This window comes from uncultured Lamprocystis sp., assembly GCF_903933125.1.
GTDB lineage: Bacteria > Pseudomonadota > Gammaproteobacteria > Chromatiales > Chromatiaceae > Thiodictyon.
The window spans coordinates 1-11,610 of record NZ_CAIZIZ010000567.1; the positions used below are offsets into that span (position 1 = coordinate 1).

Annotated in this window: 10 protein-coding genes; 6 read left to right on the forward strand and 4 right to left on the reverse strand. The window is 66.3% G+C overall.

All coding sequences use genetic code 11. The annotated features are described in order from the left end of the window. Window positions 1-134 precede the first annotated feature (134 nt). From lspA to rimK, 3 genes are all read left to right on the forward strand, one after another. The gene (gene lspA, locus QZY03_RS30760; protein WP_295588011.1) at window positions 135-638 is read left to right on the forward strand and encodes a signal peptidase II; all 504 of its coding nucleotides are present in this window, start codon (window positions 135-137) and stop codon (window positions 636-638) included. Window positions 639-987: 349 nt separating this feature from the next. After that, entirely contained in the window at window positions 988-2,043 is a 1,056-nt protein-coding gene (locus QZY03_RS30765) for a hypothetical protein (RefSeq protein WP_295588013.1), read from the forward strand. 52 nt (window positions 2,044-2,095) lie between these two features. After that, the gene (gene rimK / locus QZY03_RS30770; RefSeq protein ID WP_295588029.1) at window positions 2,096-3,001 is read left to right on the forward strand and encodes a 30S ribosomal protein S6--L-glutamate ligase; all 906 of its coding nucleotides are present in this window, start codon (window positions 2,096-2,098) and stop codon (window positions 2,999-3,001) included. A 236-nt stretch (window positions 3,002-3,237) separates the two neighbouring features. Here rimK and QZY03_RS30775 read toward each other — a convergent pair whose 3' ends face one another. From QZY03_RS30775 to QZY03_RS30790, 4 genes are all read right to left on the reverse strand, one after another. After that, window positions 3,238-3,633, reverse strand: a complete 396-nt coding sequence (locus tag QZY03_RS30775) for a hypothetical protein (RefSeq protein ID WP_295588015.1) — start codon at window positions 3,631-3,633, stop codon at window positions 3,238-3,240. A gap of 155 nt (window positions 3,634-3,788) precedes the next feature. Next, window positions 3,789-4,031 (reverse strand): hypothetical protein, encoded by a 243-nt coding sequence (locus tag QZY03_RS30780; protein WP_295588017.1) that lies wholly within the window; start codon window positions 4,029-4,031, stop codon window positions 3,789-3,791. Between the two features lie 389 nt (window positions 4,032-4,420). Next, a complete protein-coding gene (locus tag QZY03_RS30785) occupies window positions 4,421-5,506 on the reverse strand; it encodes a hypothetical protein (RefSeq protein WP_295588019.1) in 1,086 nt (361 codons plus the stop codon). An 11-nt stretch (window positions 5,507-5,517) separates the two neighbouring features. Next, complete coding sequence (locus QZY03_RS30790) at window positions 5,518-6,063, reverse strand: cysteine peptidase family C39 domain-containing protein (protein ID WP_295588021.1); 546 nt, start codon at window positions 6,061-6,063, stop codon at window positions 5,518-5,520. A 121-nt stretch (window positions 6,064-6,184) separates the two neighbouring features. Between QZY03_RS30790 and QZY03_RS30795 the strand changes: the two genes are divergently transcribed. From QZY03_RS30795 to QZY03_RS30805, 3 genes are all read left to right on the forward strand, one after another. After that, on the forward strand, window positions 6,185-6,898 hold the full coding sequence (locus tag QZY03_RS30795) for a response regulator (RefSeq protein WP_295588023.1): 714 nt from the start codon (window positions 6,185-6,187) through the stop codon (window positions 6,896-6,898). Window positions 6,899-6,908: 10 nt separating this feature from the next. Further along, on the forward strand, window positions 6,909-8,291 hold the full coding sequence (locus QZY03_RS30800) for a HAMP domain-containing sensor histidine kinase (RefSeq protein ID WP_295588025.1): 1,383 nt from the start codon (window positions 6,909-6,911) through the stop codon (window positions 8,289-8,291). A gap of 291 nt (window positions 8,292-8,582) precedes the next feature. Further along, entirely contained in the window at window positions 8,583-11,570 is a 2,988-nt protein-coding gene (locus QZY03_RS30805; protein ID WP_295588027.1) for a PAS domain-containing protein, read from the forward strand. The last annotated feature ends 40 nt before the right edge of the window (window positions 11,571-11,610 follow it).

The window sequence follows — 11,610 nt, forward strand, 5'->3', positions numbered from 1 at the left end:
AGCTCCCACGCTCCAGCGTGGGAGCAAGTCGCGACGCTCCGGCGTCGCGTGGCGCCAGCGGCCGCTGGAGCGGCCGGACGGCATTCCCACGCTGGAGCGTGGGAACGAGAAAACAGTGAAACACGAACACGCTTATGAAACGCTGGCTGTGGCTCTCTCTTATCGTTTTCCTGCTCGATCAGGCCACCAAATGGCTGGTAATGGCCTCCCTGGCACCATTCGAGGTGATCGAGCTGATTCCGAACCTGAACCTGACCCTGGCCTTCAATACCGGCGCGGCCTTCAGCTTCCTGGCGGACGCCGGCGGCTGGCAGCGGTGGGGGCTCGCGGCCCTGGCACTCGTCATCAGCAGCGTGCTGGCCGCCTGGCTGCTGCGTCTGCGCGCAGATGAACGAACCATGGCGGTTGCACTGGCGCTAATCATCGGCGGCGCGGTAGGGAATCTGGTCGACCGGGTGGTGCTCGGGCATGTCATCGACTTCATTCAGGTCTATCTGCCCTGGATCCCATTCGCGCTGTTCAACCCCTGGCCGGCGTTCAACGTGGCGGACAGCACCATCAGCCTGGGCGTGGTCATCCTGCTGGTCCATACGCTGTTCTTCGACACCGGCCCGGATCGGCCCGCCATGAAGGCGTAACGGTTACCGGGCCTTGATCGTCGTTCCGGCCACTTGGGCGCGCCGGGTGCGTAGTCAGGCCATCCTGGCCTGACACTGTCAGGGCTGGAAGCCCTGACTACGCATAACGCCGGCCGGGATTACGATCAAGGCCGGTTACCGCACAGCAAGTGGTCGGATCGACATCCGACCGACAACAGCGGGCTGTCATCCCCTCGCAGCAATTCACGGGCTATGATTCGAGTATCATTGTCCACCGTCCCGCGACACCCCGCGGCATCAACTCAGACCGCGAACGCACCGACCCTGGTCCGCGCGACCGTTGCAGCCGGCGTCGCGGCCCCCCCTTCGCCTCACCTGAGGATTCGCGATGAACGATCTCTGGCAAGACCTGAAGCGCGTCGCCACTGCGCACTGGTCAAAGCTCAAGACCATCGGCGCCGCACCGACACCGCGCGAGCAGGCGGTGGCGGCAGCCTGCGAACGGGTCGTCGATCAGGTCGATCCGCGCCTGCGCAGCCTCTCCGGATACCGCCGCACACTCCACGACAACGTCGCCGCCGCGCTCGATTACAGTACCGAAGTGGCCAGCCGCATCCCCGGACCGATCACGCTGAATCGGGAGACCTGGGCCCAAGACCCCTTACTCAATGCCATGTTCGCCGACCCAAAGCGCATCCGCTGGGTCCTCTCCAGCCCTAGTGTCTGCGCTTTCGTCCGCGACACGGCGCTGGAAACCGGCGACTGTTACGCGCTCCTGGCCGCCCTGCCGGTGGTGCGCACCCAACTCGGCATGGAGTTGGAGGGCGATGCCGTCCGCCGGGACATTCCGCAAACCACTTGGAGCTTCGTGAACCACGAGGTCGGTCTCCCCGCCGGCGATCCGGATTCCGTGCGCAGCCAGGCCGCACAGGCCATCATGGACATCATCGCCGGCGGGGCCGTGCTGGAGATCGGCGGTCAGGAGGCAAAAATCGCCGCACTGGAAGAACAGTTGCGGATGACCCGGATCAAACAGAAAGTCGCAAATCCAGCGACGCGCGGTCTGGATTTCCTGAGCGATGGCGGCGCTTCCACGCTGGATGATTACCAGACCCTGGGCCAGCGTATCCAGCAACTGGAGCAGGAACTTGCCGCGGCACGCCAGGGACTCACCACCCTCGACGACTATCTGCGGCGCCTGAACGGCGTGCTAGAGCACCCGCAGACCCGCGTTGCGGCCAAGCCCGAGCAGGTCCGCCTGGACCGGATGAACGTGGTGCGCGAGGACCGCGAGGGCGCCGTGGAGTCGACGCCGATCGAGTTCCTGCGCGGGTATCGGAACGGGCAGCCGGCACGGGTCATCCTGCTCATCCGCTTCGCCCGGGCGGATCTGATCACCGCCGATGAGCGACTGGCCGAGGTGGAACGCTATGTCAACGCCTGACGCGCCGCCGAAGCCGGTCGACGGGCTGCACGAGGCGGTCGCCGTGACGCCGATGAAGATCGCCCTCCTGTCCCGCGACCCCACCATCTATTCCACCAACCGGCTGGTGCAGGCGGCGCGGGAGCGTGGCCACGAGATCCGCGTCATCGACGTCCTGCGCTGCTATATGAACATCACCACCCACGCCCAATCCATCCACTACAAGGGCGAAGAACTGAAGGGTTTCGACGCGGTGATCCCACGGATCGGCGCGTCGGTCACCTTTTATGGGGCCGCGGTGCTGCGCCAGTTCGAGATGATGGGCGTCTATGCCCTGAACGAATCGGTGGCCATCGCCCGCGCCCGCGACAAATTGCGCTCATTGCAGTTGCTGTCGCGCAAGGGCATCGGGCTGCCGATCACCGGATTCGCTCATGCCCCGGACGACGTCGAGGACTTGATCAAGATGATCGGCGGTGCACCGCTGGTCATCAAACTCCTGGAAGGCACCCAGGGGATCGGGGTGGTGCTGGCCGAAACCGAGCAAGCCGCCAAGAGCCTGATCGAGGCCTTCATGGGGTTGCGCGCCAATATCCTGGTGCAGGAATACATCAAGGAGGCCGAGGGGGCGGACATTCGCTGTTTCGTCATCGGCGACAAGGTGGTGGCGGCCATCAAGCGCCAGGCCAAGCCCGGTGAGTTCCGCTCCAACCTGCACCGCGGCGGCACCGCCAGCCTGATCCGCATCACCCCGGAAGAGCGTTCGACCGCGGTGCGTGCCGCCCGCATCATGGGGCTCAACGTGGCCGGAGTCGACGTCCTGCGCTCCCATCACGGGCCGGTGGTCCTGGAGGTCAACTCCACCCCGGGGCTCGAAGGGATCGAGACGGCGACCTCCAAGGACATCGCCGGCCTGATGATCGAGTATCTGGAGAAAAACGCCGCCCTGGCCAAGACCCGCGCGCACCGGCAGGCGTGATCCGGTCGATTCAGCGCAATCCGCGGCGGCCTCAGCTTGCGCAGTAGGATCGGACGGTGGCGTCGCGCGCCCCTTTTGTCTCTACCTTCGTGCCGGCGGCGGCCCCCGAAGCCACGGTCCCGGCGGCGCCGCTTGCCGCGGCTGGGACGGCCTCAGACCCGCCTTTTCCCAGAAGTTGATCGAACGAGCAGGCCGACGATTGTGGGGCCGCAAGTCCTTGATCAGGATGTCAGCCCTCAGCGTCCCCGTCCCATGCCGCGCCCGTTCGCTGCCTGGCCGTGCCTGGCCTCGTACCCGGTGCCATAGGGCAGGTCACTGCGATGACCTCCACCGTGGCCGACGCTGCCGGGACCCCCGACCGCGTTGGGACGGTTGGGTTGCTCACCCAGACCCGGTAGCCGTACGGCATCCGCACCAGCGGGGGAACCCCAGGTCCTGGTCAAGGCACTGCTTGGCATGGTCAGGGCACCGCTCGGCATGGTCAGGGCACCGCTCGGCACGGTGAGGTCCAGCGGCCGATTTGGCTCCATGGTCGCGTCCTGGCCCCAAGCCGAGGCAGTGAAGACGCAGAGCAGCGTGGGGAGGGTCAGGCGGTTGATGATCGGGAATACCTCGGTGTTGAAACGGCCCATTCCAGGCGCACCCGGTAACAACGCGTGGTCAGCGACGGCGGCCTTCAGACATTCTGGCCAAGTTGGAGATGCTCGTCGAGCAGTCGTCGATTTTCAAGACAAGCGTGCATCGCCCCCCGCTGCCGGGGGGCGGTGCGTCAACCACGGTTCACAGGCTATTTCTTGCCGTATTTCGGTCCGGTGCCATCAAGCTTCGGGATACCGGTGCCGGTGCAGTCGCCGGTGCCGGGGCCGTTTCCACCCGCCACGACCTGGTCCATCTGTGCGGCGCTGAGTTGAGTCGGGGCCTGCCTGTTGCTTTGCCCCTGGGTGGCCTGGGTTTTAGTGGTCTGATCCGCCGCGGCAGCCGTGAAAGCGGCGCCGGCCAGCAGGGCGATCAACAAGACTCTTGCGTTCATCTGAATTTCCTCAAGTGACAGTGGTGGAGCACATGGTTCGGCTATCAACCCATACTGACAGCCGCTTCCGCAAACGGCCCCTCGTGAACGGCCCCTCGTGAACGGGGTGTCACCTGGGACGTTTCCCCGTGTGGCGGTAGCAACAGTATTCACCGCGGCTGTTTCTGCACCATGACCAGGGAGTATCGCTTGGTTTCCCATCGTGTCAGACTGTATCAGTGCCGCCGCGGGGTCTGGTCGATCGCGCCGTTGTCGTTGTCGTTGTCGAAATTATCGTAGCGCCCCGGACTCTCTCGCACCCCAAATTGCATCGCTTCTCCTATTACGATTACGACAACTACAACGACAACGACAACGGTTGTGTTTGTATTTAGCTTGTTCTTGACTGGTTACCAAAAGCGATACGGCAGCGAGATCGAGAAGATGAAGTCATTGGCGTCGTCCGTGACCCCGGCCGCCGCCGACAGGTTCAGGAACAGGTTCTTGCCCAGTGTAAAGTCGGCGCCCAGGTTGATGTAACCGGCCGTGGCGACCGCGGTGTGGTACGCGTCGCCCCCCAAGGGTTCAACCTCATCCCCGCCCGGAAAGTCAAAGGACAGCCCTGCATCAAGTGAAATAGTGGGGGTCGCGGCCAGGGTGACGCCCAGGGTCAGGCCAAAGCGATCGGCCGGCGTGAGTCGGCCGGTCTGATAGCCCGCACCGTCCCAATAGGTCGCGGTCCTGGACCAGGCATAGCCATAGGATAGCGTGCCGTACAGCGCCACCGGCTCGCTGCGCTTGACGGCCGACAGTGACAGCGTGAGCGAGCGCAAGCCGTCGCCAATCGGTACGGGGGCAAACGGGGCGCTGCCGTTGTCGTGGGTATAGGCCAGTCGCGCCACCAGTGACGGCCGCGACGCGGTTTCCTGCGTGAGCCGCTTGCCCAGACTGATCGATATATCACCCGTGCCGTCGGCGCGCCCCAACGGGTAGTCGCGTTGGATGTAAGGCAGATACAGCGCGGCGGCCATGCCCCAGGGGAGGCCGGCCTCCAGACCCAGGCCATAGGCGATGGACTCATAATGGTCATCGCCCTGTCCGTCGTGGAACCAGGTCACGCTGGGGGTGAGGCGGAAGGTGCCGCTGGGCAGCAACACCAGCCCCTTGGTGACCAATGCCTCTTCCATCGCGCTGTTCGCGGCTTGCGCCTCCACCGGGGGCTTGGCGGCGTCGGCATCGAGGCCGATGAGCGGCGACCCGCCGCCCTTCTTGCCGGCGGCCAGTTGTCCTTCCAGGGCCTTGACGCGCATCTGCAACTGCTCGTTGATCGCCTGCTGGGCCGCCAGTTGTTGCCGTAATGATTCGACGGTTGCGGTGGTGGCATCAGCGCCCGGCGCCCGGGGGGCCGCCGCGCCTTGCGGGGTTTGTGACAACGCAAGCGTTGGCACGGGTGTTGCGCAGCAGACCAGCAAGAGGCGCAGGGCGGTGTTCTTCATGGTGGTGACACTCAGGGAGACGGCGGGCGGGTAACGACAAAGGCCATGCCCTCCATCCAGACGGCAGTGAAGCCGGCGATGGACAGGGTGCGGTTCCCAAAGGCCGGGTCGGCGAGTAAGACCCGATCGCCCGTGACGCCGTTGAACACCACATAATGGTTGTAGCCGTGCTCATTGATGGGCACGATGGGGGCGTGAAAGACGCGCAAGTCAGCGAATCCGAGGTGCTGGTAGGCACTGCCCCGATAACCGCGACCAGTGACGAAGTGCTGCAAGTCCAGCAAGGAGAACCCGCCGCGCGCCTTGACCTTGGCCGGGGCGGTCTGCTCCAGCATGCGGGCGGCGGCGAGGCGCTCGCTGACCGGATCGTGGAAGCCGTAGGTGAGCACCGTGGCCACCGCTGCCGCGGCACAACTGCTTTCCCACTGCTGCATGACGACGCCGCGCTCACGGATCTCCTTGAGGCTGCGAAACGGCTGCGGTGTCTGCGCCGACGCCGGCGCCGCGGCCAGGCACAGGGTGGCGATGAAGAAACTCAGAACGGCCTTGGTGATCATGGCGCCCATGCTCGACCCGCCCTGTAGCACCGTCTTGTCAGCGCCGTAGCGGCCTGTATCGGTGTGTAACGGCGTGTATCCGGGTGGTCAGCGACGCCTGGTTCTCGGCTAAGATGACGGTATGATCCCCGCCGCCCGCATCCTGGTGGTAGACGATGATCCCGCACTGCGGGATCTCCTCTGCGCCTATCTCACCGACACCGGCTTCATCGTCGACCTGGCCGGCGACGGGGAGGCGATGCGCCGCGCCATGCAACTGGCCATGCCGGATGCCATCGTCCTGGACCTGATGCTGCCCAACGAAGACGGCCTGGTCCTCACCCGCGCGCTGCGAACGCACTCCAGCGTGCCGATCCTGATGCTGTCGGCCCGCGGCGAGGAGATCGACCGGGTGGTCGGCCTGGAACTGGGCGCCGACGATTACCTGGCCAAGCCCTTCAGCCCACGGGAGTTACTGGCCCGCCTGCGCGCCCTGTTGCGGCGGGCGCAGGGCCCGGCGCCGACGCCGGCCCCGGAACCGCAGGGCGAGCGCTTCGGCCCCTATCGGCTCGACCAGGCGGCCCGTCGGCTGCTGCGCGGGGACCAGGATCTCGGCCTGTCCGGCGCCGAATACGACCTGCTCAAGGTCTTCATCGAGCGGCCCAATCGGGTGCTGTCCCGGGACCTGCTCCTGGATCTCCTCAAGGGCTACGAGCGCGATCCTTATGACCGCACCGTGGATATCCGGGTGGCACGCCTGCGGCGCAAGATCGAGCCTGACCCCACCAACCCGGTCTATGTCCGCACCCTGCGCGGCGCGGGCTATCTGTTCAATCCGCGCGGCGCCGAATCCTGAGACCGGACGCATGTCCTGGAACTTGACGCTACACCAGCAAAACGCGCTGCGGCTCGCCCTGGTCTTTGTACTGTTTGAGGTGCTGACGACGCTGGCGGTGGTCTTCCTGCTCATGCAGCCCCTGGCCACGCGGGCCACCAGCGATCTGGCCGGCCTGATGGTGCTCGCCGCCCAGACTTGGGCCGAACTGCCGCCCGAGACCCGGCCAGCCTTCGAGCGGGAGCTGACCGCATCCCACGGACTGACGCTCGCCGTCGCGCCGCCGACCGGCGCGGTGCGGACCGCCTGGCATGGCATCTATGTGCGCGAACTGGAGGCGCAACTGGCGCAACGCACCGCCGCGCCCTTGGACTTGGCGAGCGTCGATGCCGGGGCCGAGCCCTGGTTGTGGGCCGGTGTGCCGGCGGGCGGGCGGACCCTGTGGCTGGGGTTCCCGCGCAGCCGCGTCGGTCCACAGCCGCTGGCCGCCGCCCTGCTGACCCTCTCCGCCGCCATCATCCTGGCCTGGCTGGCCGCCTGGTGGCTCGGTCACAGTACCGTGGCACCACTGAAGCGTTTCGCTGTCGCCGCGACCGTGCTGGGCCGCGGCGCGACCCCGGAACTCTTGCCTGAGACGGGTCCGCGCGAACTGGCTTCCCTGGCGCGCCGCTTCAACCAATTGGCGTGCCAGGTCCATGACCTGCTGGAGGCACGGACCACCCTGCTGGCCGGCCTGTCGCACGACCTGCGCACCCCGCTGGCGCGGATGCGCCTCGCGCTCGAGCTGGTCCAGCGACGCCCCGATCCGGCCTGGATCGAGCGGCTGGAGGCCGATGTCGAGGAAATGAACCACCTGGTGGGGGACGTCCTGGAACTGGCCCGCGGACTGGACGGCGAGGCCGCGGTACCGGTGGACCTGGCCGCCGTGCTCGAGGCCCTGGCCGGACGCGCCTGGGAGGCGGGCGCCGAGGTCGCCGTGCAGTGTCCGGACTTGAGGATCAGCGCCCCGCCCGCCGCGCTCAGGCGGGTGCTTGGCAATCTCCTGGCCAACGCCCAGCGTTACGCCGGCGATGGAGCGATCGAACTGCGCGCCCAGTCGAGCGATGGCGCCTGCATCATCGGCGTCATCGACCAGGGTCCGGGCATCCCGGAGGACCAACTGGAAGCGGTGTTCCGGCCCTTTCACCGGGTGGATGCCTCCCGCAGCCCGGTCACCGGGGGCACCGGACTGGGGCTGGCGGTCGTGCGCCAGTTGGCCCAGGCCAACGGCTGGCGGGTCTGGCTGGAAAACCGGCGCGGGGGCGGGCTGGCGGCCTGGGTAAGCGTGCCGACCGGCAGCGGCGAGCCACCACTTCAGGGGAGGTGTTCCTGTACCCCAGCATCGTCGATCCCGGGGACAACTCGACCGGCGTAACCAAGACGCAGCCGGTAAACCGACCGATCCGAGACATTTGCGCTGCGGCGTTTTTTGCGGACGCGCCGGGGCGCACTGTCCGCTGTCGACGGCGACCCGTTCTTGCCCAGCTTCAGGACGGGGCGAATGCGCTGTCCCGCTCAAGTCCGGCTCGGATGCTCCGTCTGGCTCAACCTGGAAGCCGAGAAGCCGAGAAGCCGACAGCAGACTGGCCCAAGGCCCGACACATCACATACTATGATGAACGTGGTTTACGAGGCGCCAGTCGATGGAAACCCCTGGGAGTAAAGCATGACAGACACGGATGACCGACCCGCACCAGCGCCCCCGACAAACCTTCGCGGCGAACCGGGTCCGCAACCGACCCTGCGGCAGCGGGCCGAGCAGATCGCGTGCGACACCGCGGCCCAGTCGCCGGAGACCCTCGCGGCACTGTCACCGCAAGACCTCCAGCGGACCGTCCATGAGCTGCGGGTCCATCAGATCGAGCTGGAGATGCAAAACGAGGAACTGCGCCAGGCGCAGGCGGAGATCGAGGTCGCGCACGCCCGTTACTTCGACCTCTACGAACTGGCGCCGGTCGGTTATTGCACCCTCTGCGAACGGGGGCTGATCCGGGAGGCCAATCTCGCCGCCGCCACCTTGCTGGGTCTGGCGCGCGGCGCACTGACCGGTCAGCCCATGTTCCGGTTTATCCTCAGGGAGGACCAGCATGTCTTCTACCGGTTCCGCAAGACGCTCTTTGAGGCGCAGGCCAGCTCCGCGGCGGAGGCCGGGGCGGCCAGCGGGCCACGCGTCTGCACCCTGCGGATGCGCAAACCCGACGGCGTGATCGTCTGGGCGCAGTTCGCCGCCATCGCCGTCACCGAGGCCGACGGGTCGCCCGTCTGCCGCGTCACGATCAGCGACCTCACCCTAAGCAAAGCGGTCGATGCGCTGCGCGACAGCGAGGAGCGACTCACTCTGGCGCTTGACGCCGCGCAGTTGGGCATCTACGACTGGGACATTGCCGTCAACCGGATCCTCTGGTCGCAACAGCACGAACGGCTCTGGGGCTTCGCGCCCGGGGGCTTCGATGGGACCTATGAAGATTTCCTGAGTCGCGTGCATCCGGACGATGTTCCTGGGGTCACCGAGGCACATGCGCGTTGCATGGCGACACGGGAGCGATTCTCCAGCGACTATCGGGTCATCTGGCCCGACGGCAGCCTGCATTGGATGCAGGGTCTTGGTGAGTTCAGCGTCGATAGCACCGGTAAACCGCAGCGGATGCGCGGGGTCGTCATGGAGATCACCGCGCGCAAAGAGGCGGAACAGGCGCTACGCCGCTTCCAGCAGATCGTCGAGACCTCCCGCGAGATGGTGGTGTTCATCGGCCGCGACCTGCGCTATCAGGTCGTCAACCCGGCCTATGCCGCACTCTTCCTGGTCACGCCGCAGGCACTGCAAGGGTGCCGGGTCAGTGAAGTGGTGGGGGCGGATGCCTATGCCCGCATCGCTCCCGAGTTGCACGCCGCCCTCAGCGGTGAGACAAGGCGCTTCGGTGTTCGGATCACCGGCCCGGATGGCCGGGGCCTCGATCTCGAGGCCACCTGCTCGCCCTTCCGGGAGGGGGGGGCGGTGCAGGGCATCGTGGTCAGTTTCCATGATGTCACCGAGACTCAGGCTGCCCGGGCGGCCCTGGAGGCGGAGCGGGCGGAACTGGAAAACCTGGTCGTGCAGCGCACCGCCGCCTTGCAGGCCTCCGAGGGCATGCTGCGCACCATCTACGACCTGCTGCCGGTCGGGATCTCCATCACGGATCGGTCCGGCCGGATCGTCGATTGCAACCAGGCCTCGGAAAGACTCCTCGACCTGACGCGCGAAGAGCATCTGCAGCGCCATTATGTCGGCAAGGAATGGACGATCATCCGCCCGGATGGCACGCCCCTGCCCGCGGACGACTATGCCAGTGTACGCGCCATGGTCGAGCAGCGCCCGGTCCACGATGTGGAGATGGGCATCGTCAAGCCCGCCGGCATCACCTGGCTCTCGGTCAGCGCCACGCCCACTGCCCATGCCGACTACGGGGTGGTCATCGCCTACGTCGACATGACCGAGCGCCGCCAGGGCGAAGCCGCGCTGCGAGCGAGCGAGCAGCGCTGGCGGTTCGCGCTGGAGGGCGCCAGCGATGGGGTGTGGGATTGGGACCTCCCGAGCAGTCGGGTCTTCTTCTCCAAAGGCTGGAAGGCGATGCTGGGGTACGGCGACGCGGAGATCGAAGACCGTCTCGACGAATGGGAGGAACGTGTCCATCCGGAGGATCTGCCGCGCGCGCTGGCGGACGTGCAAGATCATCTCGACGGCAAGACGCCCGTTTATGTGAATGAACACCGAATGCGGTGCAAGGATGGCAGTTGGAAATGGATCCTCGACCGCGGGCAGGTGATGGAGCGGGGCGCCGATGGTCAGCCCCTGCGTGCGATTGGCGTGCATTCGGATATCAGCGAACGCAAGCAGACCGAAGCGGCGCTGCGGACCGGCAGGCAGCAACTGGACATGGCCCTGCATGCCGCCGCGATGGGGATCTGGGACTGGGAGATCGCCACCGGCCGAGTGGCCTGGGCGGGGGAACACGCGGCCTTGTTCGGCATTGCGGCCGCCGATTTCGGGGGCACGATCGAGGACGTGCGAGCCTGCGTTCACCCCGACGACCGCGAGCAGGGCATGGCGGCCTTCCAGCGCACGGTGGAAGAGGGGACCGATTTCGACAATACCTACCGTGTTGTCTGGTCCGATGGCAGCCTCCACTGGGTGCATTCCCTGGGCCAGCTGATCCGTGACGAATGCGGCGCGCCGCAACGCCTCGTCGGCACAACCCAGGACGTCACCACGAGCAAACTCGCCGCGGAGACACTGGAGCGCAATCAAACCATGCTGGCGCGCACGGAGGCGATCGCGCACGTCGGTAGCTGGGAATGGGATCTCGCGACGGACACCGTGACCTGGTCGGCCGAGTTGTTCCGAATCCTGCAGCGCGACCTAGCCGAAGGAGCGCCGTCCTCTGCGGACCATGCGCAACTCTATTTTCCCGAGGACATGCAACGACTCAGTGATGCGGTGGACGCCGCCCTCATTCAGGGCACGCCCTATGAGCTGGAGTTGCGCGCCATTCGCAACGATGGCGCGACGGTGGTCTTAATCTCGACTTTGGCCATTTCAGGCCGTCGAGGCCAGTTGATCCAGCAAGCGTTCCCAGTCCCGCTGGGAAATAACGAGGGCGTCCGGGTCTGCGGTTGAGTTGACGAAATTCGCCGCCGCCCAACTGGTGCGGCGCACC